Origin of the sequence: Xanthomonas sp. WHRI 7064 (assembly GCF_040202355.2) — a bacterium.
In the GTDB taxonomy this organism is placed as follows: Bacteria; Pseudomonadota; Gammaproteobacteria; order Xanthomonadales; family Xanthomonadaceae; genus Xanthomonas; species Xanthomonas arboricola.
The window spans coordinates 2,864,492-2,889,818 of the sequence record NZ_CP167821.1; the positions used below are offsets into that span (position 1 = coordinate 2,864,492).

Below are 25,327 nucleotides of genomic sequence, written 5' to 3' on the forward strand. Positions count from 1 at the left end.
TCAGTCGCTGGCAGCGGCCTTGGCCGCTGCTGCCGCCGACCCGGCAACATCTTCGGCGGCATACGGCGAGACACCACCGTCGGCGATGAAGCGGTCGATGCGCGCCTCCAGCACCGGCAATGGCACCGAGCCGGTCTGCAGCACCGCATCGTGGAAATGGCGCAGGTCGAATTTTTCGCCCAGGGCGGCTTCGGCCTTGCGCCGCAGCTCCAGGATCTTCAGCTCGCCCAGGTAATACGACAACGCCTGCCCCGGCCAGGCGATGTAGCGGTCCACCTCGGTGGTGACTTCGTGCTCGCTCAAGGCGGTGTTGTCGCGCAGATAGGCCTGCGCCTGCGCGCGCGTCCAGCCCTTGTGGTGGATGCCGGTATCGATCACCAGGCGGCAGGCGCGCCACATCTGGTAGGTGAGATAGCCGAAGCGGTCATAGGGCGTGTCGTACATGCCCATTTCCTGGCCCAGGTACTCCGAATACAGGGCCCAGCCTTCGCCATAGGCAGAAATGTAGGCGTAGCGGCGAAACTCCGGCAGCCCCTGCGCTTCTGCCGCCAGCGGCATCTGCAGCGCGTGGCCGGGCGAGGACTCGTGCAACGTCAGTGCGGTCAGGTTGTACAGCGGCCGCGACGGCAGGTTGTAGGTGTTGACCAGATAGATGCCCGGGCCACCGCGCCCGCCGGTGTAGAACGGCGCCAGCTCCGGCGGTACCGGCTCGATCGCGAAGCGTCGGCGCGGCAGCCGGCCGATGTAATCGCCCACCTTGGCGTCCACGCGCTTGGCGATCCAGGCGGCCTGCTTGAGCAACTGTTCCGGCGTCTTGGCATAGAACTGCGGGTCTGTTCGCAGGAACTGCAGGAAGGCCGGAAACACTGCCTGCCCGGCCGGCGCCTTGAAGCCGCTGGCAGCGATGGTCTGATCCATCTGCGTGCGCAGCCTGACCACTTCCTGCAAACCGATCTGGTGGATCTGCTCCGGACTCAACTCCAGCGTGGTGAACTCGCGGATCTGCGCGCGGTAATACGCCTGCCCGTCCGGCAAGGCCTCGCCGGCCAGCGTGGTGCGCGCGCGCGGCTGGTACTCGTTGCGGATGAAGTCCAGCAGCTTCGCGTAGGCCGGCAGCACCTGCGTATCGATGGTCTGCACTGCCTGCTGGCGCAATTGCGCCTGCACATCGGCAGGCAGCGTGGCCGGCATCTGCTTGAACGGTGCGTAGAACGGATTGGCCTCGCCCTTGGCCTGCACCACGTCGGCGATGGACTGGTCGCGCCCGGTCAGGGTCACCCGGGGCTGGCTGAAACCGCGCGCCAGGCCGGCACGCATATTGTCGGTGTGCTCGGCGAAATAGCGCGGGATATCGGCGAGCATTTTCAGATAGCGCTGGTAGTCCTCGCGCGTGCGCAGCTTGGCTTCGGCGCTGAAGCCCAAGTCGCTCCAGAACGCCGAGTCGCTGTTGAACGGCATTTCCCAGGCGCGGAAGTGCTGCTGATCCAGCAGCACCAGCAGCTGCTGCCGGTACACCTGGTAGCTCACCTGATCTTCGGCCGGCAACTGCGCTGCCGGAATCGCATCCAGCTCCTTCAACGTCTGTTGCCAGTACGCGGTGCGCAGATTTTGCGTGGCCACATCGACCTTGGGCAGATGGTCGGACTGCCTGTCCTGCGTGGCCTGGTTGTCTTCATCCACCGCGCCAGACAGCTGCGCCTGGCGCCAGCGCCATTCGCGCGTGTACAGCGCCTTGAAGCGTGCCGCTGCACTGTCTTGCGTGCTTGCTGCGGGTGCAGGTGCTGCGGCCTGTGCTTGCGACACGGTACCGCCCAGGCTGGCAGCAATCAGCACGCTCAATGCGCTCGCGCGCCAGACGCTGTGGGTGCTCATCCACGTGCCTCCGGCGCCGCCTTGGCCTGCGCGATCCACTGGCGCACGCGCTGCTGCAGCATCGCCAGCGGCATTGCGCCGCCGCCGAGCACCGCATCGTGGAAGGCGCGCACATCGAAGCGATCGCCGAGTTCTTTTTCCGCCTCCGCACGCAGCGCAAGAATCTGCAGCTGCCCCAACTTGTAGCCCAACGCCTGGCCCGGCCAGACGATGTAGCGATCGGTTTCGGACTGGATGCTGGGCTCGTCATCGGACGGATGCGCGTGGAAGAAATCCACCATCTGCTGGCGGTTCCAGCGCTTGTAATGCACGCCGGTGTCGAGCACCAGGCGATTGGCGCGCAACAGCTCGCCGGACAGCCGGCCGTAGTCGTTGTACGGGTCCTTGAAGAAACCGATCTCCTTGCCCAGGCGCTCGGCGTACAGCGCCCAGCCTTCGATATAGGCGTTGTAGCCGGCCTGCTGGCGGAACGGCGGCAATGGCAACGTCTGGGCGAGCGAGATCTGCAGGTGATGGCCCGGCACGCCCTCGTGATAGGCGGTGGTTTCGATATTGACCAGCGTGCGGCTGGCGAAGTCGCTGGTGTTGACCTTGACGATGGCCGGCTTGGTGCCTTCCGGATTGCTCTGCCAGTATTCGGCGCCGGGCGCGCTGCGCCGGAATGCGGGCATCGCCTGCACTTCCAGCGGCGTCTTCGGCAAATGGCCGAACAGCTTGGGCAACTCGGGTTCCATCGCGGCGATGTAATCGCGGTACTGCTGCAGGATCTGCTCGCCGGAGCTGGCGAAGTGGCGCTTGTCGGTGTCCACCGCCTTGCGGAAGCTGGCCAGGTCGGCAAAGCCCTGCGCCTTGGCGATCACCGTCATCTCGCCTTCGATGCGCGCCACTTCCTTCAGGCCGATCTGATGGATCTCCTCCGGCGCCATGTCGGTGGTGGTCTGGGTATGGATGGCATAGCGATAGCGGCGTTCGCCATCGGGCAGCGACCACAGGCCTTCCTGCGCGCGCCCTTGCGCGGCGTATTCGTCGCGCACGAACGCGGCCAATTTGGCGTAGGCCGGGCGCACCTGTTGCTCGATTGCGGCCAGCAACTGCGCGCGCAGCGCAGCGCGCTGGTCGGCCGGCACCGCGGCATCGAGTTTTTTCAGCGGCGAGGCGAACGGGCTCTGCTCGCCGGTCAGCGCTGCGATCTTGTCGATCTGCTCGGGCAGGCGCTCCAGCAGATAACGTGGCTGCACCAGCCCCTCCTTGGCGCCCTGCCGCGACACCGCGATCACCTGGTCGATCACCGTCGGAATCGTCTGCAGGCGCTTGATGTAGTCCTGATAATCCTTGGCGTTCTCGAACGGAAACGCATCGCCGTAACCGGCCAGCCCCAGCTGGATGCCGCCGATCGGCTCCAGCGGCATTGCATAGGTTTTCAGGTCGATGCCTTCCAGCTTGTCGCGCAACTGGCCGAGCATCATCTGCAGGCTGAGCTGGCGCTGTTCGTCCAGCGTCTTGCTGTCGATCGCTTCGAATTGCGTGAGCAGTTCGGCAGTGGCGGTGCGCTCGGCCTGCACGGCTTGAAGCGAATAATCGCTCCAACGATCGTTGTACCGCTTGTCGCCGATGATGCTGGCGAACTCGGGGTTGTGCTGCAACTGGTACTGCCATTGCTTGTCCAGCAGCGCATCGAAGGCCTTGGCGGCTTGCTCGCCGGTTGGCGCAGCGGTGGCTGCAGCAGCCGTTTCCGCTGCCGGCGGCGCCGGCTTGCAAGCTGTGAACAAGGCGGCGGCCAGCAGGCCAATGGCGACGGGACGCAGGTGGTTCATGCAGTTACTCCAAGATGCAATGGCGGCTGTATGAGCGCGCCCGAGCGCGACGGCTTCATCGGGACTGTCCGTCGCGCCCGGGTGCGCTCCTACGCGTGCGTGAGCCTGTAACGGCTCATGCAAACGGTTGGTCGATCGCCGGCGACGGCGGCGTAAACCACTGCGCGCCGGTATCGGTGACGTAAAAGTGGTCTTCCAGGCGCACCCCGAACGCACCGGGCACCACGATCATCGGCTCGTTGCTGGCGCACATGCCCGGCTGCAGCGGCTGCGCATTGCCGCGCACCAGATACGGCGCTTCGTGGATCGCCAGGCCGCAGCCATGGCCGGTGCGGTGCGGCAATCCCGGCAAGCGGTAGTCCGGCCCCAGCCCTGCCGCCTCCAGCACGCTGCGCGCGGCCTGGTCCACCGCTTCGCAGGCGAGCCCGGGGCGGATCGCCGCAAATGCCGCTGCCTGCGCCGCCTGTTCCAGGTCCCAGATGCGCCGTTGCGCGTCATCGGGCGTGCCGTAGATCCAGGTGCGGGTGATATCGGAGTGGTAGCCCTGCACGGTGCAGCCGGTGTCGATCAGCACCAGCTCGCCTGCGCGCAGGTGCTGCACGCCGGGAATGCCGTGCGGAAACGCGGTGGCATGGCCGAACTGCACGATGCAGAAGGTCGAACCGTTATCCGCGCCCAGCGCGCGATGCGCCTCGTCGATGAAGCGCACCAGCTGGTCGGTGCCGATGCCTTCCTGCGCGATGCCGGCAGCAAGCCGCTGCACCAGCAAGGTCATGTCGCAGGCCTGCTGCATCAGCGCCAGCTCGGCCGGTGACTTGCACATGCGGCAGCCGTCGATGATGGCCGCGGCATCGCGGATCGCCGTGCCCAGGTGCGCGCGCAGGCCGGTGTGCACGGCAAAGGCGATGCCCGGATCCAGCGCCAGTGCATGCGCGTGGCGGTCGTCCATCACCTGCACCACCAGCGCGTACGGGTCCTCGTGTTCTTCCCACAGATATTTGGCAACCGCGATCTTCAGCACCGCATCCAGCGAGCCTTCTTCGAACGCGGGGCAGATCAGCACCGGGTCGCCGTCCAGCGTGAGCAGCAGCGCGACCAGGCGCTCGCTCGCGCCCCAGGGCACGCCGGTGAAGTAACGCAGCGACGTGCCGGCGCCGATCAACAACGCATCCACGCCGTGCGCGCGCATCAGGCGGCGTGCGCGTTCGATACGCTGTGCGTATTCCTGCGCGGCGATCGGCGCGGCGCGCTGCGTCCACGGCGTCAATTGCGCGCGTGCCTGTTCCAGCGACAGCCCGCCGATCTGGCTGCTCATGCGCCGGCTCCGAGGTCGGCGGTGCTCCATTGCCCATCGACCAGGCGCGCCACGCCACCGGGATTGCGCTGGCGCAGGTCGGCCGGCAGCAAGGCGTCCGGCACCGCATCGTAGCTGTGCAGGGCGGCGAAGCGGCGGATTGAACCGGGCATGCCCACCGCGGTGAAGCCCGGGTGCCCGGTGCTGGGGAAGGGCCCGCCATGATTTTGCGCCGCGCTCACCGCCACGCCGGTCGGCATCTTGCTGTTGATCAAGCGCCCCACCCGCGCCCGCAGCACCGGAGCGATGGCCTGCCAGGCCGCATCGTCGCTGCCATCGGTTGCGCGGTACAAGGTGCCGGTGAGGTTGCCTTCGAATGCAGCGGCGATCTGCGTCATCTGCGCCACGTCGCGGGCGCGCACCAGCAGGCTCACCGGGCCGAAGGCCTCGGTCTGCAACGCATGCGGGCTGGTGAGGAAGGCCTGCGCATCCACACTCAACAAAGTCGGCGCGTAGCGATAGCCGTCTTCGCCGGTGTGCCCGCCGGCAAGCAGCGCGGCGCCGGCAGCGCGCAGGGCTGCCACACCGTGTTGCACGCCTTCCACGCCTGCGCTGGAAAACAGCACCATCGGCATGGCGGCTTCGAAGTGCGCCGTGGTCGCGGCCACGAACGCATCGCCGGCCTCGCCCTGTGGCACCACCACCACCCCGGGATTGGTGCAGAACTGGCCGCTGCCCAGCGTGCACGAGGAGAAGAATTCCTGCGCCAGCGCCGCACCGCGTTCGGCCAGTGCGCCCGGCAGCAGGAACACCGGGTTGACGCTGGACAGCTCGGCATAGAACGGCACGCTGGCCGCATCGGCTGCGGCCTTCAGCGCCAGCCCGCCCGCACGGCTGCCGGTGAAGCCGATCGCCCCCAGCCGCGCATCCCCGGCCAACCGCAGGCCGGTGGCGTTGTCGACGTGATACAGCAACTGCACCGCCGCAGCCGGCAGGCCCGCCGCAAGCAAGGCTGTGTGCGCAAGCTGCGCCATGCGCTGGCTGGTGGCCGGATGCAGCGGATGCGCCTTGGCGATCACCGGGTTGCGCGCGGCAATGGCCGAGGCGAAATCGCTGCCAGCAATCGCATTGAAGGCGAACGGGAAATTGTTCGGGCCAAACACCACCACCGGCTTGCCGAGTGGCGCCAGATGCGAACGCAGGTCGGCAGCGGTGTCGATGATGGGTTGGGTCCAGCTATAGCTGCGCACCGCCTGGGCGGCCTGACGCAACTGCCCGCTGGTGCGCGGCAGCTCGTTGCCACGCAAGCGCGTAGGCGCCGGCAATGCGGTTTCTGCGTGGGCAAGCGCCACCAGGGTGTCGGCATCGGCATCCAGCGCGTCGGCATAGGCGTCCAGGAATGCGGCAATCCGTTCGACCGGTGCCGCGGCAAGTTCCGCTGCAACCGCTTGCGCTGCCGCAACCGCGGTTTCGACATCCTCCGCACCGCTGACCGGAAACTGCGGCCCGATCGCCTCGCCCGTGCTCGGGTCGGCGGCACGGAAACTGGTGCTCGCCGCGCGGCTGGGTTGCCACCGGCCGGCCAGCAACACCTCGGCCTGCTGTGCGGGAGGGGATTGGAGCGTCTCGTTCATTGCGGCACCTTCGGTTGCATGAGGACAGACCCTGCGCACTGTGCGGCAGCGGCCGACCAAAAAACGACGAGGATGCCGCGCTGATGCGACATCCTCATCCACCCACCTCGCGCTCCGCCGGCCACCGCGTCCGCGCGTGCATCCGTGCGCGGCGCTCATCCGGTGGCGTGCAGCGCGAGCTCATCGTCAGGACAGTTTGGGCGCAGTGGCGATGGCGTGGTCGATGACCTTGAGCGCGGCCTCGCGCTCGGCACCGTCGACCACCAGACGCGGCGCGCGCACGCGCTCACTGCCCACGCCGACCTTTTCCTGCACCAGTTTGATCAACTGCACGAACTTGGGCACGGTATCCAGGCGCAACAGCGGCAGGAACCAGTCGTAGAGTCCCTTCGCCGCCGGGTAGCCACCGTCACGCGCGAGTTCGAACAGGCGCACCGATTCCTTCGGGTAGGCGTTGACCAGGCCGGCGATCCAGCCCTTGGCGCCCATGCTCAGGCCTTCGACGATGGCATCGTCCATGCCCACCAGCAGCGCCAGACGATCGCCCAGCAGCTCCTGCAGCGCGGCGAAGCGGCGCACGTCGCCGGAGGACTCCTTCACTGCCTGCAGGTTGGGGAATTCGGCGGCCAGCTCGGCGATCTGCGCCGGGCCGAAATCGGTCTTGTAGGCCACCGGGTTGTTGTACAGGATCACTGGCAGGTCGGTGGCGGCGATCACCGCGCGCACATGCGCTCCCATCTCGCGCCAGTCGGTGGAGTAGACGTAGGGCGGCAACACCATCAGCCCGCCGCAACCGAGGTCCTTGGCCGCCTTGGCCAGCGCCACCGCCTCACCGGTCGCCAGGCTGGCGATGCCCGGCACCACCGGCACGCGGCCGTTCAATGCGCCGACCAGCGTCTTGAGCACGGCCAGCTTGTCGTCCACGCTCAAGGTGGCCGCTTCGCCCAGCGAGCCTAGCGGCACGATCGCGGTGCAGCCGGCGTCGACCAGTTGATTGGCGTGCTTGGCGAGGAAGTCGTGATCGATCTCGCCGGAGGCGGTGAACGGGGTGGTGATGGCCGGCAGCACGCCATGCCAGAACGCAGCAATACTCATGGATGATTCCCTTGCGAGTCGGAAGTGAACGGGTCGGCCAGCGCCGCGAGGCGGACCGGGAACAACGGCGGCCGGCGGCCGGCGTCGGTGGAAAGCGCGGGCGGGCAGCGCCCAAGCTCGGCGAGCGCGGTGCCGCAGATGCGGCCCTGGCAGGCGCCCATGCCGCAGCGCGAAGCGAGCTTGGCATCGCGTGCATCGTTGAAGTTGTCCAGCGCGCCCAGCGGCACGTCTTCGCAGCGGCACACCAGCGTGTCGGGCTGTGCCAGCGCGCGGATGCGTGGATCAAGCGCGAACTGCTGTTGCAGCACCTCGGCGAACGCACGCGCGGCACGTCGCCGCGGCTGCAGGCGCAGCGCAGCGTCCGGCGCGTCGGCAGCCATGTGCCCGGCCATCGCGCCTTCGATCAGCGCGCAATCGCGTCCGCCGATGCCGCAGGCCTCGCCGGCTGCAAAGACCTGCCGCACGCTGGTGCGCAGCAGTGCGTCCACATGCACCTGTTGATGCGCGCCGTACGCGTCCAGCCGGCAACCGAGCAGCTGTGCGAGCTCGGTGTTCGGCACCAGGCCATAGCCCACCGCCAACTGGTCGCAGGCAACACGCGTGCGGCCGCTGGGCCCTTCGATCTCGATTTCGCGCAGTTGCGTGTCGCCATGTGCGGCAACGACAAAGCTGCCGGCGCGATACGCCATCGCGCGCAATTGCAGGCGCAGCGCCACCGCCTGCGCCGCCTTGCCCGGCCAGCGCCACAGCTGCAATGCGAACTGCCGCAACGCAGCTGCAGAGGTCTGTTCGTGGATGCCAAGCACCTGCGCGCCATGCCGTTGCAAGGTGGCCGCACTGGCCAGCAGCAGCGGGCCGCTGCCGGCGACCACCACACGCTTGCCGGCCAGCGGCCAGCCCTGTTTGGCCAGCGCCTGCGCCGCGCCGGCGCCGGTGACGCCGGGCAAGGTCCAGCCCGGAAACGGCAGCAGCAATTCGCGCGCGCCGGTGGCCAGCACCAGGGCGGCGTAATGCAGTTGCAGGGAACCGTGCGGGCCATCGGCCAGCAGCCAGCCCGGCTGCGCCAGCAGGATCTGCGTCTGCGTCAGCAGCGTGATCGACGCCGCGCCCTGCACCTGCCGCAACAGCGCGCGCGCATCGGCCGGCGCGCCGTGCCGCACATCGTTGCGCCACACCTGCCCGCCGGCACGCGGCTGCAGGTCGACCACGCCCACCCGCACGCCATGACTGGCCGCTGCCTGCGCCGCCGCCAGGCCGGCCGGGCCGGCGCCAATCACCAGCACATCAAAATGCTGCACGCGCTCAGCCATCGGTGCGTACCTGCATGCCGTCGCGCGCATCCACCAGGCAGGCGCGTTGCTGGCCAACGCCATCGATGCGCACCCGGCATTCGAAACACACGCCCATGCCGCACAACGGCGCGCGCGGCTGGCCGCTGCACGACTGCCGGAACTGCAGCGTCGCCAGCGCCACCGCAGCGGCCACGCTGGCGCCGGCCGGCACCTCGACTGCTTGCGCATCCACGTGCAGGCGCACCGTCGCGCTCATGCGGCTGCACCGTGCACGGCACGCGCCGGAGCGTACGGGCTGGGGTCGATGGCCGGCGTGCGCCCGAGCAGGCTGTCCACGATCACCCGGGCGCTCCCCAGCGCTGTGGTGACGCCCAGCCCCTCATGACCGGCGGCCACCCACACATCGCGCCGACCGGGCACCGCCCCGAGATACGGGCGTCCGTCCGGCGTGGCCGGGCGCAGCCCGGTCCACACCCGGATCGCCTGCAACTCGCGCAGCACCGGCAGATAGGCGAATGCGCGCTGCAGCATCTGCTGCAACACCGGCAGCGACAGCGCACGGTCGTGCTCGCCGAACTGGCGCGAGGAGCCGATCAATATCTGCCCGGTCGGCCGCGGCTGCACATTGAAGGCCACGCTGGTGGCGTCGGCGCCATGCGCCGAATCGGCATAGCCCAGTTCCAGTAGCTGATGCCGGATCAAGCCAGGATGCCGGTCGGTGATGACCAGATGGCCCTTGCGCGGGCGTAGCGCCAGCTCGGGCAACAACTGCGGCAAGGCCACCCCGCTGGCCACCAGCACCGGGCCGGCCAACAGCTGGCCATCGTCCAGACGCACGCCCTGCGCCTGCAACTGCTCCACCTTGCGGCCGGCAAACAGCTGCGCGCCCGCCTTGCAGGCCAGGCTCACCAGATGCCGCGCCACCCGCGGCGGATAAACCACGGCCTCATCGGGCACGCGCATGCCGCCGGCCAGGCCCGCCACCAGTTGCGGCTCCAGTGCATACAACTGGCCGGCATCGACGGCGTCGGCATGCAGGCCGGCCGCCGCCAGCCGCGCGATCTTGGCCGGCACCGCCGCCAGTTCGCGCGCATCGCGGGCCACCCACAGCGTGCCGCAGCGGCTGAATTCGGCCTCGCTCAGTTGTGCGAAGCGCTCCCACAGCCGCAGCGAATACGCCGACAACGCCAGCTCGGCCGGGTCGTCGTCCATCGCCACCAGGTGCCCCATCGCCGCCGCGGTGGAACCGCCACCGATCGGCCCCGGCTCGACGATCGCCACCCGCAGCCCTTCGCACGCGGCCGCCTCGGCGCAGGCCGCGCCGACGATGCCCGCGCCCACCACGATCAGGTCGTAGCTGCGTCGCGTGGACGCTGCCGACGGCGCCGCATCGGCGGCCGGCGCGCTGCCAACTCCCTCCGATGCGGGCCGCACTTCGTCCATCAGGCCACGATGCCCCAGGCGAACGGGTCGGCCGGGTCGATCAGCAGCTGCGCGCGCGCGGTGATGTAGGCATGCCCGCGGATACGTGGCGCAATGCCGCGCCCGCTCAGGCGATAGCTCCCTTCGAAGGCGCTGCCCAGAATGCCCTGCTGTACCCAGCGCTCGCCTTCGGCCAGCTTGCCGTCGGCGGCCAGGCAGGCCAGCTTGGCGCTGGTGCCGGTGCCGCACGGCGAACGGTCGTAGGCCAGCCCCGGGCACAGCACGAAGTTACGCGCCACGCCACTGCCGTCCGGTGCGCTGCCGTTGATTTCGATATGGTCGATCTCGCCACCGGCCTCGCCGGTGATGCCGGCCGCTTCCAGCGCCAGCCGGATCGCCTCGGTATAGGCGGTCAGCTCGCGCTGATGCGCCAGGTCCAGCGCACACGGCGCCTGCCCGGTGATGAAGAACCAGTTGCCGCCCCAGGCCACATCGCCACGCACCGGCCCGTAACCGGGCACGTCCACATCGACGTCGGTCGCGACGCGATAGCTGTCGACATTGTCGACCGATACCGTGCCGTCTTCGGCCAGTTCCACGCCGACCGTGCCGACCGGCGTCTCGATGCGGTGCTGGCCCGGCGCAATGCGCCCCAGCTCGGCCAACGTGCGCACCACGCCGATGGTGCCGTGCCCGCACATGCCCAGGTAGCCGACGTTGTTGAAGAAGATCACCCCGGTGCAGGCGCTGGGGTCGCGGGCCGGCAGCAGCAAGGCGCCGACCATGGTGTCCGAGCCGCGCGGTTCGCAGGCAATCGCGCTGCGCCACTGGTCGAAATCGCGACCAAACCGCTCGCGGCATTGCGCCAGATCGCCATCGCCCAGATCGGGGAAGCCGGAGAGGACCACGCGGGTAGGTTCGCCGGCCGTATGGGAGTCGATGACGTCGATGGTGTGCATGGCTCATGCTCCCACTGCCGGCTGGCGGACGACTAGCGTCCAATGCGAGTTGCAAATGCGGAAATCCGCACAATCGACAACCCGGTTCACAGCCCCGCGTTTGCGCTAGGATCAATACAGGGCCGCGCCTTTCGTGCAGCCGTCAATCGTGACCGCCACCATGACGCCGATGGACCTCAACCTTCCCGCGCTGGAAATGCAGACGCTGTTCGATGCGCTGCCGGACGTGGTGTTCTTCATCAAGGACAGCGAGGGCCGCTACACCCATTGCAACCTGACGCTGGTGCGCCGGCTCGGACGCAAACTGCGCAGCGAAATCATCGGCCGCTCGCCACTGGAGGTGTTCCCGCTGCCACTGGGCGGCAGCTACATTATGCAGGACCGCCGCGTGCTGTGTGGCGAGCTCATCGACAACCAGCTGGAGGTGCATCTGTATCCCAACCGCCTGCCCGGTTGGTGCCTGACCTTCAAGCGCCCGCTGTGCGAGGCCAATGAAGTGATTGGCGTGGTCGGCATTTCGCGCGATCTGGGCCAGCCCGACAGCCGGCACTCGGCGTACGAGCGCCTGAGCCAAGTGATGGATCACATGCAGGCCAACTTCGGCGACAACCTGCGCGTGCAGAGCCTGGCCGACCTGGCCGGCCTGTCGGTGGCGCAGCTGGAACGGCACTTCCGCCGCGTGTTCCAGGTGACCCCGCAGCAACTGCTGACCAAGCTGCGGATCGAATCGGCGATGCGGTTGCTGTACGGCGACGACAGCATCGCCAGCATCGGGCAACGCTGCGGCTTTGCCGACCAGAGCGCATTCGCGCGTCAGTTCAAGGCAACCGTCGGCATGACCCCGCGCGATTACCGTGCGCTCAAGGGTCAGTTGTAGGCGCGCAAACACACGCTGACACACCGCTGGCACAAATGCCGAATTCGGCAGCATTGGCGATACCGCGGCGATGCGGTTTGCGCGGGTTGTTGCACCGCTGTCGCGGCGTGCAGGAGGCGGCGCAGGCAGGCTCGCGCTGAAGGTCGCGTCAAGGCGACCCCGGGCCCGGATGGTAGAATTTCGGGTTTCCCCTACCGCGTTGCCAATGGCCAGCTTTTTCCGCCGTAACAAGCCCACCACGCCCGACAGCGCGCGTACCTCGCGCTATAGCCTGGAAGAACTGGCAGCCGCATTCCCCACCGCGCCGTCTGCCGCCACCCCGGCATCGCCGGTCGAGGCAATGCCGACTGCCGAACCTGGCACATCGGCCACACCAGCATCACCCGCGCCTGCCGCACCGGCGCGCGGCGATGCGGTAACGCCGACGCCCGCCGCAACGCCGCCTGCCGCGGCACCGGCCGACCAGCTTGCCCAGGACATCGCCACGCGCACTGGCCAGGCGCAGAGCGTTGCTGCAGTCCCCAATGCACCCACGCCGTCGGCCACGCCGGCGCCTGAGGCCTTGCAGGCGCTGCCCGATCCGCTTCCGTCTGCCGCGCAGCACGCTCCCACGGTAGTGGTGCCGCCACCGGTAGTCGTACAGCCGCACAGCGCACCCGCGCAGCCGGCAGGCACGCCGGCACCGACGCCTGCGCAAGGCGCCGCGCCCGCAGTCGTACCGTCGACCGCAACACCTGCTGCCACGCCTACTGTAGTTACACCCGCTGTCGTGACACCTGCCGCCGCAACAGCCGCGCCCGCAGTGACACCGGCCGTTGCCCCGTTGCCCACCGCCGCGCCCGGCGTCGTTGCCCCGGCCGTGATCAGCGCCCCAGTGCCGGCCAGTTCCGACAACGACAGCATCGTCGGCCAGCGCGATGCGCTACCGGCCGCTCCGGCCGGCAAGCCGGGCTGGCGCGACCGTCTGCGCAACAGCAGCTTCGCGCGCAGCTTCGGCGGTCTGTTCTCGCGCAACCCCAAGCTCGACGACGATCTGCTCGACGAGATCGAAACCGCGCTGATCACCGCCGACGTCGGCATCGGCGCGACCACCGCCCTGGTCGAAGGGCTGCGCAAGCGCATGAAGTCGCGCGAGTTCGCCGATGCGCAGGCGATGTTCAAGGCCTTGCGCGCCGATCTGATCGCGCTGCTGCAGCCTGTTTCCAAACCGCTGGTCATCGACCGCTCGGCCAAGCCCTTCGTGGTGCTCACCGTCGGCGTCAACGGCGTCGGCAAGACCACCACCATCGGCAAGCTGGCCAAGCGCTTCAAGGACGACGGCAACAGCCTGATGCTGGCCGCCGGCGACACCTTCCGCGCCGCTGCGGTGGCACAGCTGCAGGCCTGGGGCGATCGCAACGGCGTGGCCGTGATTGCGCAGGGGCAGAATGCCGATGCTGCCTCGGTGGCGTTCGACGCGCTGCAGGCCGCCAAGGCGCGCGGCACCGAGGTGTTGATCGCCGACACCGCCGGCCGCCTGCACACCCAGACCGGGCTGATGAACGAGCTGGGCAAGATCCGCCGCGTGCTCGGCAAGATCGATGCTGCCGCACCGCACGAGGTGCTGATGGTCATCGACGGCACCACCGGCCAGAACGCCATCTCGCAGCTGCGCCAGTTCCATGCCGCGGTCGGCGTCACCGGCTTGGTCGTGACCAAGCTCGATGGCACCGCCAAGGGCGGCGTGGTGTTCGCACTGGCGCGCGAGTTCAATATCCCGATCCGCTTCGCCGGCATCGGCGAACGCCCGGAAGACCTGCGCGTGTTCGACCCGGTCGCCTTCGTCGATGCCCTGCTGCCGGAAGCCCTGGGCAGCTGAGTGGCAAAGGCCTGCCCGCATCTGCAAGCGCTGTGCGCGCAGGCGCTGCAGGCAGGCTGCACGGTTCGGGACGTGTCCGGCGACTGGTCGCGCGCCAGGCGTGTCCTGGAGTTCGCCCAGCCGTTGCCGGCCGCGTTGCGCAAGCAGGCGCGGCGCAACGCGGAGCTGGTCCATTACCATGCACCGGCCGCACCGCACTGGCCTGGCGATGAAGGCTTCTTCTGCGACCAATGCCGGGTTGGACTTGCGTTTCCGCTGCACTGATCGGCCCACCGCCATACGCGCACAGCCGGGCGTCATCCGCCCGCCGTCATCGCCTTCCTTCGCCAGCAGACCCCATGCCAGCCGATCACGCCACTGCCACCGCTGACGCCTTCGTCGACCGCCTGCTGCACTGGTTCGACGGACACGGCCGCCACGACCTGCCCTGGCAACATCCGCGCGCGCCCTACCGGGTGTGGTTGTCGGAAATCATGCTGCAGCAGACCCAGGTTGCGGTGGTCATTCCGTATTTCCACAAGTTCGTCGCCAGCTTTCCGACCCTGGCCGACCTGGCCGCAGCCGACAACGACACCGTGATGGCGCATTGGGCCGGGCTGGGCTACTACGCACGCGCACGCAACCTGCATGCCGCAGCCCGGCAGTGCGTCGCCCTGCACGATGGCGAGCTGCCACGCGATGTCGATGCGTTGCTGGCGTTGCCCGGCATCGGCCGCAGCACCGCCGGCGCGATCCTCAGCCAGGCCTGGAACGACCGCTTCGCGATCATGGACGGCAACGTCAAACGCGTGCTGACGCGCTTCCACGGCATTGCCGGCTACCCCGGCCTGCCTGCGATCGAAAAGCAGTTATGGCAACTGGCGACAACGCACGTGGCACAGGTGCCGGCCGGCCGCCTGGCCGACTACACCCAGGCGCAGATGGATTTCGGCGCTACGCTATGTACGCGCGCCAAACCGGCCTGCGTGTTGTGCCCGCTGCAGGACGATTGCGTGGCGCGCCGCGATGGCCTGGTGGACGCACTGCCCACGCCCAAGCCCGGCAAGGCGTTGCCCGAGCGCGAAGCCACCGCCTTGCTGCTGGAAAACGCAGACAGGCAGATCCTGCTGCAGCGCCGCCCGCCGACCGGCATCTGGGCCTCGCTGTGGACGCTGCCGCAGGCCGAGACCGACAGCGGCATGCGCGCATGGTTCGACAAACACATCGATGGCAACTACGACCGCGCCGACGAACTGCCGCTGATCGTGCACACCTTCAGTCATTACCGCCTGCATCTGCAGCCCTTGCGCCTCGGCAAGGTCGCACTAAGCCCGGCGGTACGCGACAATGACGACCTGCGCTGGGTCGCCCGCGCCGATCTCGCATCGCTGGGCTTGCCGGCGCCGATCCGCAAACTGCTCGACGCCCTCTAGGCGCGCACTCAAAGGAATCCGCATGTCCCGCACCGTGTTCTGCCAGTACCAGCAATGTGACACCGAAGGCCTGGATTTTGTGCCGTATCCCGGCGAGCTCGGCCAGCGCGTGTTCGCGCAGATCGGCAAGAGCGCATGGCAGGCCTGGCTGGCGCATCAGACCATGCTGATCAACGAAAACCGGCTGTCGCCGCGCGACCCCAAGCATCGCGCGTTTCTCGAAGCCGAGTTGCAGAAGTTCCTGTTCGAACGCAATGCCGACAAGCCGGATGGCTATGTCGCGCCGATGGGCGAAGAGTAAGCACGTCGGGATTCAGCGCGGCCAACAGACCACTGCGCTCACTGCCGGACAGGCGCGGCCGGTGACCGGGATCGGCGTGCATCACGCATGCCCTCCAGATCCTGCGCAACGTCTCCTTCGGGCCCGGGCACTGCTGGCCGCAGCTTTAGCCGTTCTCAGACAGAACAGAACGAAACGGGCGTAGCGCAGGATAATCCTGAAGCGCAGCAGCCGCTACACGATCGCAGCGACCATCTGCAGGCGACTTCCGGGCATCGCATCGCCCGGATGCGTGCGCCTCAACCGACGCCGGTCGGCCCGTCCAGCAGCATACGGATCCGCTTGAGCAGCTCCTTCTGCGTATACGGTTTGTTGACCACGTCGAACTCCGCGCCGCCCACGTCGGTGCGCTGGATGCTGGCATCGGCATAACCGGTGGTCAGCAGGACCTTGATCCTGGGCAGCATGCGCCGCGCCTCGCGGGCCAGCACCACGCCATTCATGCCGCCGGGCATGATCAGGTCGGTGAACAGCGCATCCACTTCCGCATGCTGCTCGAGTAACTCGATCGCCTCGCGCCCGCTGGCTGCGGAGAGAATGCGGTAACCGGCGTTTTCCAGGAACATCCTGGCCACCACCGCCACGTCCTGCTTGTCTTCCACCACCAGGATGGTTTCGCTGCCGCCCTTGTCAATGGCACGGCTCTTGACGGCCTGCAGGTCGTTCTCGAACTCGTTGGATGCGGGGAAATACAACCGCACCGTGGTGCCTTCGCCCACTTCGCTGTAGATGCGCACGGTGCCGCCGGACTGCTTGACGAAGCCGTACACCATCGATAGACCCAGGCCCGTACCCTGCCCCTCGTCCTTGGTGGTAAAGAACGGCTCCATGACGCGGCTGGCCACCTCCGGCGGCATGCCCAAGCCGGTGTCGCTGACGGCAATGCTCACATAGCGACCCGGCGCCAACTGGTGGTGCATGGCCAGATCGTGGCTGGTGATTTCCACGTTCTGGGTCTGCACGGTCACTTCCTTGCGCTCGGACTGCGCCATCGCATCGCGCGCATTGATCAGCACGTTCAACAGCGCCACTTCGGCCTGGGTGGTGTCGATCTGGCAGTTCCACAGCCCCTCTTCCAGCGACTGCCGCAGGCTGATGCCGCCCCCCAGCGTGCGCTCGGCCATGTTGTTCATGCCCGACACCAGGCCATTGAGATTGACCACCCGCCCCCGCAATTTCTGCTTGCGCGAAAACGCCAGCAATTGCTGGGTCAGGGTGGCCGCCTTGGCCGCGGCCGTTGCGGCATGTTCGGCGCTGAAGGCGATGCGTTCGGCGTTCCTAGCGGCATCGCCGGAGACCATCATCTGGATCACTTCCAGATGCCCGGACATCACCTGCAGCAGATTGTTGAAATCGTGCGCGATGCCGCCGGTCAACTGCCCCAGCGCTTCCATCTTCTGCGCCTGGCGCAAGGCGTCCTCGGCATCGCGGCGACGACTCACGTCCAGCTGCGAACCGAAGAAGTAGACCAGGTTGCCTTGCTCGTCGAACACCGGCGAGACGAACAGCGCGTTCCAGAACGAGGAACCATCCTTGCGGTAATTCAGCACCTCGGTGGCGAATTCGCGGCGTTGCTCGATGGACTCGCGCACGTCCTGCACGCTGGCCGGATCGGTTTCCGGGCCCTGCAGGAAACGGCAGTTGTTGCCGATGATCTCCTCGGACGAATACCCGGTCATTTCCAGGAACGCCCGGTTGGCGAACACGATCGGATTGTCGGGCAGGTGCGGGTCGGTGACCGTCATCGGCATCCGCGTGGTTTCCACCGCGGCAAAAAAGATATCCGAGCGATGCTTCTCCACAGGCAGGCTGCGAGATTCGCTGATATGAGGCGCCCGCAGCTCTCCGTGACGGGTATCGTTCAAGTGATGTTCTCCGCGGGGCCATTCCCGTGGCGATAGTCTAGTTGGGGCCGGTGAGTTGATCCCTCACATCCATGAGCCTTTCCCGTACGGCTGCGCCCGCCGATGCAACCCGGCGCGCGGGAGGCAGCACGCGCTAATGCGGCGCCACCTTCGAAAACACGTTGATGACCACCGCACCGGCCACGATCAGCCCCATGCCCAGCAGCGCAGGCGGATCCAGTCGTTGTCCGTGCACGGCCCAGGCCACCAGCGAAATCAACACGATGCCCGCGCCCGACCACATGGCATAAGCGATGCCGACCGGGATCACCCGCAGCGTCAGTGCCAGGAAATAGAACGAAATGCCGTAGCCCAGCACGGTGAGCAGAGATGGCCATATGCGCGTAAAGCCTTCGCTCGATTTGAGCGCCGCCGTGGCGGTGACCTCTGCGCAGATTGCGATTGTCAGGAATATCCAGTTCTTCATGCCGCACCTTGCCCGTGGAATGCGGCGACCATAGCGGCAGGCACCGGCTTGCATGCAAGCGCGCCGCTGTGCGCCATTGCCCGCGCCGTCGCTTGCTGAAAGCAGGCTAATGAAGGCACGGCGGGCGAGCATTGGCAGGCAGGTGCATCGGTCGTTTTGCCGTAGCATGCGCGGGCAGCAAGCAGCTCTTGCGCTTCATTCGGCCGTTCTGGCGCCGTTGCGCGCGTCTTTCCAGCCAGCGCAGGCTCTGGCAATCATGCGATGCCACCATGCCGGGCTACCAGACCCAGATTCACGAGTTGACCTTCGGGCAACTGACCTACGTCATCCGCGCGCTTGCCGATAAACAGCAATACGCCGATCCGGACGAAAGTGCGGCCGATGCCGGCATCTCCTCGGCGCAGTGGAGCCTGTTCGGGCAGGTCTGGCCTGCCGGCCAGCTACTGGCCGAAGCCATGGCCACGCGCCCGATCGAAGGCCGGCGCATTCTCGAACTCGGCTGCGGCCTGGGACTGGCCAGCCTGGTGTTGCGCCGGCGCGGCGCCGACGTGGTCGCCAGCGATCATCACCCGCTGGCAGAGGTGTTCCTGGCGTATAACGCCGCACTCAACTCCCTGGACTCGGTGCCGTATCGCCGGCTCGACTGGGACGCCGGCGCGCTGAACATGGGCCAGTTCGACATGATCATCGCCAGCGACGTGCTGTACGAAACCCGCCACGCCACCATGCTGGCCAGCCTCATTCCCGCGCTGGCCAGGCCCTCGTGCGAGATCGTCATCAGCGATCCGGGCCGCGGCAACGCCAACGCGCTCTCGCGCATGCTGGCGGACATCGGATTTTCGTTGGTCGCCGGCGACCGCCAGGCCGCAGCTCAGGTGGCCAAGGCGCCGCGCCTGTTCGTCTACCGGCGCAACATGGACAACTGGTGGCCGGCAGGCGGTTGATCACCCTGCCGCGTCACTCGGGTGTAAGCGTGTAGGCAGACAGTGCAATCGGCTTGCGCGGATCGGCCTTGATCTCCTTGTGCTCGCTCATGCGCATTGCATCGGCATCGGGCGCGTTGTCGGTATTCATCTCCCAGCTTTCCAGCACGCGCTTGTGGAACAAGAACTCGCCGCGCGCACGGTCGTAGCGGAAGGTGATGTAGTCGGTCCAGTGCTGGCCGCAGGCCACGCCATTTTGCACGGTGAAGTAGGCGCCCTTCGCCACCAGGCCTTGTTCGCCGTCCAGAAACGGATCGCACTGCCCGCCTTCGTCGGCCTTGAAGATCACCCGCGTATTGCGCCCGGCAATCACAAAGCTGCCGTCGGCAGTGGCCACCAACACCAGCAGGGTCCGCGCCGGCGCCGGGTCGCTGTTTGTCTTGCGCGCATCTTCTGCCTTGGCGCGCAGGGCCACCACATAATCCGGCCGCCCATCGGCGGTCAGATCCGCCTCGGCAAGGCCGATGACCGTCTGCCCGACAGGCAGCAGCCTGGACGCAGCGGCCGGCAGTGTCGTCGCTGCGGTGCACGGCGCGACTGCGGCCATTGTCAGTGCCAGTGCCAGGGCCAACCACAAGCATCGCGTCGTCATCGCCGTTCCTTCATCTGCATGGGACGCCAGCATACGCGGCTATCCAGGTCGGCCGGCTGGTGGGGCACCATGCGAGCATCGCGCCTGCGTAGTCGATGCTGCGCGTTGCATCAGTTGGGCCGCAGATCGCTCGGCCGCGGGTTCGAAAATACGAGCGTGTCTGCCAGTGCAATGGCACACGGATAAGAACGGCAGTTCATCATCAGCGGCATCACCGGCGGCACGTTGTAAGCGAGCCCGCGCTGCCAGGCCTGCGGGGCGCTGATCGCCAGCAGCGCCGGTGTCCATGCGCGGCAATCGCTGCTTCTTCGTTTCCAGCGATGCACCAGTGCACGACGCGGTGGCACGTTTTAACAGTACAGACACGGTCCAACAAAGCCTGACGCCACAGTGCCGGCACCAGGCCTCAGGGCCGGTATTCCTTCGGATCCAGAAACTCGGCGAGACAGGAGCCCACACGCAGCGCCTGCTCGCGCGCATCGCCGCGGTATTCGCCCTGCCCCGCGCCTTCGATCGTGGCGATCGGCGAGGGATGGTCGCGGTGATACACGAACGCCGTCGACGACCACTGCGTCTGTCCAGGAGCCTGACTTTCCATGGTTTCCACGCGGAACTCCCCGCAGTAGCCGTGGATCAACGTGCGTCGAAGTGTCTTGTGCGTCATGTGCGGAAGTATCGCCACGCGCAGTTGAAGACCACGTAGAAAAACCACCGCGATCCGGCAGCGCGCGATCCGGCTCCAACCCCTTGGGTCATTCACCGGACGCAATCTGCCAAGCCCATTCAAGGGCGGGCCGTACCCGCATCCGCCCGTCGGGCACCTTCTCCCTAGGGGAGAAGGAACAATCGGGCGCTGCTCAGCAGCTGGAGCGCACGCGCCGCCCAGGGGCTGGCGTCACAGTACGGAGCAACACAGCAGTTCGCCCAGCCGCAGGCGACAGGTCTGCCGGCAAACGCAAGCAATCCATCCGCAGCAATCGCTGCAACTTGGCGTCAACAAAAACAGGGAAGAGAGTTTGCACATCCGGCGATTGCCGGGAAGCCTTGCGAACGAAGGCTTGGAAATGGTGGCCGAGGACGGAATCGAACCGCCGACACGGGGATTTTCAATCCCCTGCTCTACCAACTGAGCTACTCGGCCACTACCTGCAACACGATGCCTGCGTTGCGAGGACGCGCATCATAGCGAGCAGGCGCAGTTTGAGCAAGCATTGTGATGAACTTTGTTGCGGGCCGGCGCGGCGACCGTGCTTTCCCGCACCGGTTCACGCCGCGTGGCGTGCGACATGGCCTAGCCTGCGCAGGTCCCGAGGAGATTGTCATGCACCTGCCCCGCCTGCTGTTGTCGTTCGCCATGCTGCTGCCGTTGATGGCCGCGGCCCAACAGCCAGTACGCGCAGTGCCGCAACTGGACATCTCCCGCTACGCCGGGCAGTGGCACGAGATCGCGCATTTTCCAGTGTCGTTCCAGAAGAAGTGCCGTAGCGACATCACTGCCAGCTACACCTTGCGCGACGACGGCTTGATCGGCGTGCGCAATGGCTGCCGAAGTGCCGATGGCGAGCTGACCCAGGCCGAGGGAGTGGCACGGCCGGTCGAGGGCCGGCCCGGGCAGCTGCAGGTGCGCTTTGCGCCGGAGTGGCTGAGCTGGTTGCCGATGGTGTGGGCCGACTACTGGGTGATCGCACTCGATCCGGACTACCAATGGGCGGTGGTCGGCGAACCGGATCGCAAATATCTGTGGATCCTGTCGCGCTCGCCACAGATGCAGCGCGCGCAGTTCGAACAACTCAAGCGTCAGGCCACGCAGATGGGCTACGACCTGTCGCCGCTGATCGTGGCTGCGCCCTTGCGTTGACGCCAGCGGCCTGAACGCAGGCCGCGCCGCGTGATGTGCCGCGACGCCTGCACCCGGACACGCCCCGAGGCAGCAAGGCAGCAACCGTACTGCGTAGTATTCTTGGCGCCGCCTCATCCCGCCAAGGACTTCCGTACATGCGTCGTGCCTACCGTCTCCTGATCGTGTCGCTGGCCTGCGGCCTTCTGCTGAGCGCCTGCGGCGGTGCGGTCCGCCGCGTGTCCGAGCCGGCCGCCAGCATCCAGCAACTGACCGTGCGTGCCGATGGCTCCTGGTCGGTCGATCTGCGGCTGCAGAACTACAGCAGCATCCCGATGCAGTTCGAGCGCGTGGCGCTGGAGATTTCCGCCGGCGATCAGCTGGCCGGCAAGCTCGACCAGAGCGTCGGTATCTCGATCGGCCCTGAAACCGCCGACGTGGTGACCGTCAGCGTGCAGCCGACCTCGCTGGGCCGCCTCACCGTGGCCGATGTGCTCGCCGGCGGCCGCTCGCTGCCTTACTCGCTCAAGGGCACGGTGTGGGCGACCCCGCAGGACAAGAAGCAGCGCGATTTCAGCGTCGAGTCGCGCAACACGCTCAGCCCGGCCCCCGGCCTCAACGGCGTGCTGCGCTGACGCGCACGCCTTCCCGCACTCGTTTGAAGGATCCCGCATGAGCAGCTACACCGCCCCGCTGACCGATTTCCGCTTTGCCCTGCACGACGTGCTCGGCGCGCAGGCCCTGTTCGCCCGGCTCGGCTATGCCGACGCCAGCACCGACATCATCGACGCCGTGCTCGAAGAAGCCGGCCGCTTCACCGCGCAGGTGCTGGCGCCGCTCAACAGCATCGGCGACGAAATCGGCTGTGCCTTCGACAAGAGCACCCATGCGGTGACCACCCCGCCCGGCTTCCGTGCGGCCTACGACCAGTTCGTGGCAGGCGGCTGGAACGGCCTGACCGCCGAGCCGGAGTTCGGCGGCCAGGGCATGCCGCACACCCTGGGCGTGCCGCTGAGCGAAATGATCAACTCGGCCAACCTGGCCTGGGGCAACTTCCCGCTGCTGTCGCACGGCGCGATGGAAGCGCTGCGCCAGCACGGCGAAACCTGGCAGCAGGATGTCTTCCTCAAGCCGCTGATCGACGGCCGCTGGACCGGCACCATGTGCCTGACCGAGCCGCATTGCGGCACCGACCTGGGCCTGCTCAAGACCCGCGCTGAGCCCAACGCCGACGGCAGCCATGCCATCACCGGCACCAAGATCTTCATCACCGCCGGCGAGCACGACCTCACCGACAACATCGTGCATCTGGTGCTGGCCAAACTGCCGGACGCACCGGCCGGCGCCAAGGGCATCTCGCTGTTCGTCACCCCCAAGTTCAAGGTGGACCGCGACCGCAACGTGGGCGAACGCAACGCGCTGCACTGCGGCTCGATCGAGCACAAGATGGGCATCAAGGGTTCGGTGACCTGCGTGATGAACTTCGAAGGCGCGCAAGGCTATCTGGTCGGCCAGCCACACAAGGGTCTGCAGGCCATGTTTACGATGATGAATACCGCACGCCTGAGCGTGGGCCTGCAGGGCATCGGCCTGTCCGAACGCGCGTATCAGAACGCGCTGCGCTACACCCGCGAGCGCCTGCAGTCGCGCGCGCTCAGCGGTGCCAAATTCCCCGACAAGCCGGCCGACCCGATCATCGTGCACCCGGACGTGCGCCGCATGCTGTTGACCATCAAGTCGCTGACCGAAGGCAGCCGCCTGCTCGCGCTGCACGCGGCCAGCCTGGTCGACGTGGCCCACCGAGGCACCACCGAGCAGGAACGCGCCGACGCCGAGACCCTGGTGAGCTTCCTCACCCCGATCTCCAAGGCCTGCCAGACCGAGTGGTCGATCGAGAACACCTACCACGCGCTGCAGTGCTTCGGCGGCCACGGCTACATCCGCGAATACGGCATGGAGCAGTTGGCCCGCGACGCGCGGATCACCACCATCTACGAAGGCACCACCGGCATCCAGGCGCTGGATCTGATCGGCCGCAAGACCGCTGCCAGCCAGGCGGCGGGACTGAAGCTGTTCCTGGCCGATGTGGAAACCTTCGCCAATGCGCAGGAAGGCAATGCCGCACTGGCCGAGTTCATCAAGCCACTGCGCGACAAGTGCAGCGAGTGGGCGATGCTGACCCGCGACGTGCTCGATCGCGCCGCCCGCAACCCGGACGAACTCGGTGCCGCCAGCTACGACTACCTGTTCTACTCCGGCTATGTGGTGCTGGCGTACTGGTGGGCGCGCAGCGTGGCCGCTGCCGATGCCTCCGCGCACAGCGAGGCGTTCAAGCGCGCCAAGCGCGAAACCGCCCGCTTCTACTTCGCACGCGTGTTGCCGCGCACGCTGACCCATGCCGCCACCATCCGCAGCGGCGCAGCGCCGTTGATGACGCTGGAAGCGGAGTTGTTCGGCGAAGCCTGAGCAAGCGCCATCATCGCGGCGGGCTGCCGTTGTCGTAGCGGCCCTGGCCGCGACGAGGCATTACCGATCGGCAAGACGTCGCGCCCGGATGCGCTCTCACGGCAACATCCCAGGATTGCGCCGCTGTCGTAGGAGCGGACCTGGCCGCGATGAGGCGGTACCGATCGGCGAGACGTCGCGCCCGGGCGCGCTCCTACGGCAACATCCCAGGATTGCGCCGCTGTCGTAGGAGCGGACCTGGCCGCGATGAAGGCGGTATCGATCGGCGAGACGTCGCGCCCGGGTGCGCGTCTGCGGCAACAGCGCAGGATTCCGCCGCTGTCGTAGGAGCGGCCCTGGCCGCGACGAGGCAGTACCGATCGGCGAGACGTCGCGCCCGGGTGCGCTCCTACACGGCTTAGCAAGGCCTGCAAGGCGTCAGAACATGGTTGCGCAGCGCGGCGGCCGGGGCGGCTGGGCGGAGACGTGCTGACCCCTGATTGCAAGACGCGCGCCAAAGCCATTCGCTGCGATACACAAACTGTCAACGATCGGGTATAAGCTGTTTTCCCGATGGAGACAGACACGCACGCAGGTGATGTGATCTTCCCCGGAGGCTCTTCTGCTCCGGTCGCGGGCAGCGCTGTCGCTGCGATCCAGCAACTTCCCACTCTGCGCCTGCTGTCGCTCGATGCGCATGGCCGCGTGCTGGACTGGATCAACTGGCAGGATGCCGCCTGTCTGTACGCACGCGATGCGGTGTCCTGGACGCTGGGCGAGCCCTGCATGCAGATCCATGGCGGCATCTCGCGCCTGACCGGCGAGCGCAGCGTGCTGGAATTGCATCCCATCATCGCCGCGCGCGGGCACGCGCGTTCGCGTGCGCTGGACCCGACGCCGACGCTCAGCAACACCGCCCTGTTCGCGCGCGACTCGCAGCTGTGCATGTATTGCGGCCAGCACTTCAGTCGCCCACAGCTGACCCGCGATCACGTCATGCCGGTCTCCAAGGGCGGCCGCGACAGCTGGGAGAACGTGGTCACCGCCTGCTTCCAGTGCAACTCGCGAAAGGCCAACCGGACGCCACAGCAGGCGCATATGCCGTTGCTGGCCGTGCCGTACCGGCCGAGCTGGATCGAACATCTGATCCTGTCCAACCGCAACATCCTCTCCGACCAGATGGCGTTCCTGCGCGCGCAGTTGCCCAAGCGCTCGAAACTTTCGCTGTAGTCCGCCATGCCGGCTCGGCGCGGTGTTCCGGCTTGAGCGC

24 protein-coding genes and 1 tRNA gene are annotated in these 25,327 nt (G+C 67.3%); 10 read left to right on the forward strand and 15 right to left on the reverse strand.

The features are described from left to right. The 9 genes from ABQY74_RS12285 to ABQY74_RS12325 all read right to left on the reverse strand — a co-directional run bounded on the left by ABQY74_RS12285 (position 1) and on the right by ABQY74_RS12325 (position 11,382). A complete protein-coding gene (locus tag ABQY74_RS12285) occupies positions 1-1,872 on the reverse strand; it encodes a DUF885 family protein (RefSeq protein WP_349791626.1) in 1,872 nt (623 codons plus the stop codon). Beyond that, positions 1,869-3,686, reverse strand: coding sequence for a DUF885 family protein (locus ABQY74_RS12290; RefSeq protein ID WP_104594286.1), 1,818 nt, complete (start codon positions 3,684-3,686; stop codon positions 1,869-1,871). The genes ABQY74_RS12285 and ABQY74_RS12290 overlap by 4 nt, the downstream gene beginning before the upstream one ends. A gap of 115 nt (positions 3,687-3,801) precedes the next feature. Continuing rightward, positions 3,802-5,001, reverse strand: coding sequence for a Xaa-Pro peptidase family protein (locus tag ABQY74_RS12295; RefSeq protein ID WP_102584882.1), 1,200 nt, complete (start codon positions 4,999-5,001; stop codon positions 3,802-3,804). After that, a complete protein-coding gene (locus ABQY74_RS12300; RefSeq protein ID WP_349791627.1) occupies positions 4,998-6,614 on the reverse strand; it encodes an aldehyde dehydrogenase family protein in 1,617 nt (538 codons plus the stop codon). The genes ABQY74_RS12295 and ABQY74_RS12300 overlap by 4 nt, the downstream gene beginning before the upstream one ends. 186 nt (positions 6,615-6,800) lie before the next feature. After that, on the reverse strand, positions 6,801-7,709 hold the full coding sequence (locus ABQY74_RS12305) for a dihydrodipicolinate synthase family protein (protein WP_349791629.1): 909 nt from the start codon (positions 7,707-7,709) through the stop codon (positions 6,801-6,803). Next, positions 7,706-9,019, reverse strand: coding sequence for an FAD/NAD(P)-binding oxidoreductase (locus ABQY74_RS12310; RefSeq protein WP_184229438.1), 1,314 nt, complete (start codon positions 9,017-9,019; stop codon positions 7,706-7,708). Before ABQY74_RS12310 ends, ABQY74_RS12305 begins: the two co-directional genes overlap by 4 nt. Then, entirely contained in the window at positions 9,012-9,257 is a 246-nt protein-coding gene (locus tag ABQY74_RS12315) for a 2Fe-2S iron-sulfur cluster-binding protein (protein WP_054592583.1), read from the reverse strand. The genes ABQY74_RS12310 and ABQY74_RS12315 overlap by 8 nt, the downstream gene beginning before the upstream one ends. Further along, positions 9,254-10,444 carry an FAD-binding oxidoreductase gene (locus ABQY74_RS12320; RefSeq protein WP_260400592.1) on the reverse strand — a complete coding sequence of 397 codons (1,191 nt, stop codon included), beginning with the start codon at positions 10,442-10,444 and terminating at the stop codon, positions 9,254-9,256. Before ABQY74_RS12320 ends, ABQY74_RS12315 begins: the two co-directional genes overlap by 4 nt. Beyond that, positions 10,444-11,382, reverse strand: a complete 939-nt coding sequence (locus tag ABQY74_RS12325; protein WP_126966012.1) for a proline racemase family protein — start codon at positions 11,380-11,382, stop codon at positions 10,444-10,446. Before ABQY74_RS12325 ends, ABQY74_RS12320 begins: the two co-directional genes overlap by 1 nt. A 160-nt stretch (positions 11,383-11,542) precedes the next feature. Between ABQY74_RS12325 and ABQY74_RS12330 the strand changes: the two genes are divergently transcribed. From ABQY74_RS12330 to ABQY74_RS12350, 5 genes are all read left to right on the forward strand, one after another. Beyond that, entirely contained in the window at positions 11,543-12,259 is a 717-nt protein-coding gene (locus tag ABQY74_RS12330; protein ID WP_349792239.1) for an AraC family transcriptional regulator, read from the forward strand. A 205-nt stretch (positions 12,260-12,464) separates the two neighbouring features. Then, positions 12,465-14,117, forward strand: coding sequence for a signal recognition particle-docking protein FtsY (ftsY, locus tag ABQY74_RS12335; protein WP_349791633.1), 1,653 nt, complete (start codon positions 12,465-12,467; stop codon positions 14,115-14,117). A 72-nt stretch (positions 14,118-14,189) separates the two neighbouring features. Next, complete coding sequence (locus ABQY74_RS12340) at positions 14,190-14,381, forward strand: hypothetical protein (RefSeq protein WP_372469861.1); 192 nt, start codon at positions 14,190-14,192, stop codon at positions 14,379-14,381. Positions 14,382-14,455: 74 nt separating this feature from the next. Beyond that, positions 14,456-15,529: an A/G-specific adenine glycosylase gene (gene mutY / locus ABQY74_RS12345; RefSeq protein WP_349791637.1), complete on the forward strand. Its 1,074-nt coding sequence runs from the start codon at positions 14,456-14,458 to the stop codon at positions 15,527-15,529. A gap of 22 nt (positions 15,530-15,551) precedes the next feature. Next, positions 15,552-15,830 (forward strand): oxidative damage protection protein, encoded by a 279-nt coding sequence (locus ABQY74_RS12350; protein ID WP_104622843.1) that lies wholly within the window; start codon positions 15,552-15,554, stop codon positions 15,828-15,830. 278 nt (positions 15,831-16,108) lie between these two features. Here the strand turns inward: ABQY74_RS12350 and ABQY74_RS12355 are convergent, their stop codons facing one another. Further along, positions 16,109-17,734 (reverse strand): hybrid sensor histidine kinase/response regulator, encoded by a 1,626-nt coding sequence (locus ABQY74_RS12355; protein ID WP_039512109.1) that lies wholly within the window; start codon positions 17,732-17,734, stop codon positions 16,109-16,111. 133 nt (positions 17,735-17,867) lie between these two features. Further along, positions 17,868-18,200, reverse strand: coding sequence for an SMR family transporter (locus ABQY74_RS12360; protein ID WP_349792240.1), 333 nt, complete (start codon positions 18,198-18,200; stop codon positions 17,868-17,870). A 269-nt stretch (positions 18,201-18,469) separates the two neighbouring features. Here ABQY74_RS12360 and ABQY74_RS12365 point away from each other — a divergent pair, with 269 nt between their 5' ends. Next, positions 18,470-19,144 carry a methyltransferase gene (locus ABQY74_RS12365; RefSeq protein WP_016902011.1) on the forward strand — a complete coding sequence of 225 codons (675 nt, stop codon included), beginning with the start codon at positions 18,470-18,472 and terminating at the stop codon, positions 19,142-19,144. A 13-nt stretch (positions 19,145-19,157) separates the two neighbouring features. Here the strand turns inward: ABQY74_RS12365 and ABQY74_RS12370 are convergent, their stop codons facing one another. The 4 genes from ABQY74_RS12370 to ABQY74_RS12385 all read right to left on the reverse strand — a co-directional run bounded on the left by ABQY74_RS12370 (position 19,158) and on the right by ABQY74_RS12385 (position 20,916). After that, the gene (locus tag ABQY74_RS12370; RefSeq protein ID WP_349792242.1) at positions 19,158-19,730 is read right to left on the reverse strand and encodes a hypothetical protein; all 573 of its coding nucleotides are present in this window, start codon (positions 19,728-19,730) and stop codon (positions 19,158-19,160) included. Positions 19,731-19,885: 155 nt separating this feature from the next. Further along, positions 19,886-20,101, reverse strand: a complete 216-nt coding sequence (locus tag ABQY74_RS12375) for a hypothetical protein (RefSeq protein WP_146092507.1) — start codon at positions 20,099-20,101, stop codon at positions 19,886-19,888. A gap of 80 nt (positions 20,102-20,181) precedes the next feature. Beyond that, complete coding sequence (locus ABQY74_RS12380) at positions 20,182-20,439, reverse strand: hypothetical protein (RefSeq protein ID WP_024937906.1); 258 nt, start codon at positions 20,437-20,439, stop codon at positions 20,182-20,184. A 401-nt stretch (positions 20,440-20,840) separates the two neighbouring features. Then, positions 20,841-20,916 (reverse strand) — tRNA-Phe (locus ABQY74_RS12385). 180 nt (positions 20,917-21,096) lie between these two features. Between ABQY74_RS12385 and ABQY74_RS12390 the strand changes: the two genes are divergently transcribed. The 4 genes from ABQY74_RS12390 to ABQY74_RS12405 all read left to right on the forward strand — a co-directional run bounded on the left by ABQY74_RS12390 (position 21,097) and on the right by ABQY74_RS12405 (position 25,287). Beyond that, positions 21,097-21,633, forward strand: a complete 537-nt coding sequence (locus ABQY74_RS12390; RefSeq protein ID WP_349791640.1) for a lipocalin family protein — start codon at positions 21,097-21,099, stop codon at positions 21,631-21,633. 137 nt (positions 21,634-21,770) lie between these two features. Then, positions 21,771-22,247 carry an LEA type 2 family protein gene (locus ABQY74_RS12395; protein WP_039522095.1) on the forward strand — a complete coding sequence of 159 codons (477 nt, stop codon included), beginning with the start codon at positions 21,771-21,773 and terminating at the stop codon, positions 22,245-22,247. 37 nt (positions 22,248-22,284) lie between these two features. After that, the gene (locus tag ABQY74_RS12400; protein WP_349791642.1) at positions 22,285-24,078 is read left to right on the forward strand and encodes an acyl-CoA dehydrogenase C-terminal domain-containing protein; all 1,794 of its coding nucleotides are present in this window, start codon (positions 22,285-22,287) and stop codon (positions 24,076-24,078) included. Between the two features lie 552 nt (positions 24,079-24,630). After that, positions 24,631-25,287: an HNH endonuclease gene (locus tag ABQY74_RS12405; RefSeq protein WP_039522097.1), complete on the forward strand. Its 657-nt coding sequence runs from the start codon at positions 24,631-24,633 to the stop codon at positions 25,285-25,287. Positions 25,288-25,327 lie beyond the last annotated feature (40 nt).

Coding starts and splice junctions, on each gene's coding strand:
- ABQY74_RS12395 (WP_039522095.1), top strand. CDS start 21,771: ATGCGTCGTGCCTACCGTCTCCTGATCGTGTCGCTGGCCTGCGGCCTT.
- ABQY74_RS12365 (WP_016902011.1), top strand. CDS start 18,470: ATGCCGGGCTACCAGACCCAGATTCACGAGTTGACCTTCGGGCAACTG.
- ABQY74_RS12370 (WP_349792242.1), bottom strand. CDS start 19,730: ATGGCCGCAGTCGCGCCGTGCACCGCAGCGACGACACTGCCGGCCGCT.
- ABQY74_RS12320 (WP_260400592.1), bottom strand. CDS start 10,444: ATGGACGAAGTGCGGCCCGCATCGGAGGGAGTTGGCAGCGCGCCGGCC.
- ABQY74_RS12360 (WP_349792240.1), bottom strand. CDS start 18,200: ATGAAGAACTGGATATTCCTGACAATCGCAATCTGCGCAGAGGTCACC.
- ABQY74_RS12310 (WP_184229438.1), bottom strand. CDS start 9,019: ATGGCTGAGCGCGTGCAGCATTTTGATGTGCTGGTGATTGGCGCCGGC.
- ABQY74_RS12330 (WP_349792239.1), top strand. CDS start 11,543: ATGACGCCGATGGACCTCAACCTTCCCGCGCTGGAAATGCAGACGCTG.
- ABQY74_RS12390 (WP_349791640.1), top strand. CDS start 21,097: ATGCACCTGCCCCGCCTGCTGTTGTCGTTCGCCATGCTGCTGCCGTTG.
- ABQY74_RS12290 (WP_104594286.1), bottom strand. CDS start 3,686: ATGAACCACCTGCGTCCCGTCGCCATTGGCCTGCTGGCCGCCGCCTTG.
- ABQY74_RS12305 (WP_349791629.1), bottom strand. CDS start 7,709: ATGAGTATTGCTGCGTTCTGGCATGGCGTGCTGCCGGCCATCACCACC.
- ABQY74_RS12350 (WP_104622843.1), top strand. CDS start 15,552: ATGTCCCGCACCGTGTTCTGCCAGTACCAGCAATGTGACACCGAAGGC.
- ABQY74_RS12405 (WP_039522097.1), top strand. CDS start 24,631: ATGGAGACAGACACGCACGCAGGTGATGTGATCTTCCCCGGAGGCTCT.
- mutY (WP_349791637.1), top strand. CDS start 14,456: ATGCCAGCCGATCACGCCACTGCCACCGCTGACGCCTTCGTCGACCGC.
- ABQY74_RS12315 (WP_054592583.1), bottom strand. CDS start 9,257: ATGAGCGCGACGGTGCGCCTGCACGTGGATGCGCAAGCAGTCGAGGTG.
- ABQY74_RS12295 (WP_102584882.1), bottom strand. CDS start 5,001: ATGAGCAGCCAGATCGGCGGGCTGTCGCTGGAACAGGCACGCGCGCAA.
- ftsY (WP_349791633.1), top strand. CDS start 12,465: ATGGCCAGCTTTTTCCGCCGTAACAAGCCCACCACGCCCGACAGCGCG.
- ABQY74_RS12300 (WP_349791627.1), bottom strand. CDS start 6,614: ATGAACGAGACGCTCCAATCCCCTCCCGCACAGCAGGCCGAGGTGTTG.
- ABQY74_RS12285 (WP_349791626.1), bottom strand. CDS start 1,872: ATGAGCACCCACAGCGTCTGGCGCGCGAGCGCATTGAGCGTGCTGATT.
- ABQY74_RS12380 (WP_024937906.1), bottom strand. CDS start 20,439: ATGACGCACAAGACACTTCGACGCACGTTGATCCACGGCTACTGCGGG.
- ABQY74_RS12400 (WP_349791642.1), top strand. CDS start 22,285: ATGAGCAGCTACACCGCCCCGCTGACCGATTTCCGCTTTGCCCTGCAC.
- ABQY74_RS12325 (WP_126966012.1), bottom strand. CDS start 11,382: ATGCACACCATCGACGTCATCGACTCCCATACGGCCGGCGAACCTACC.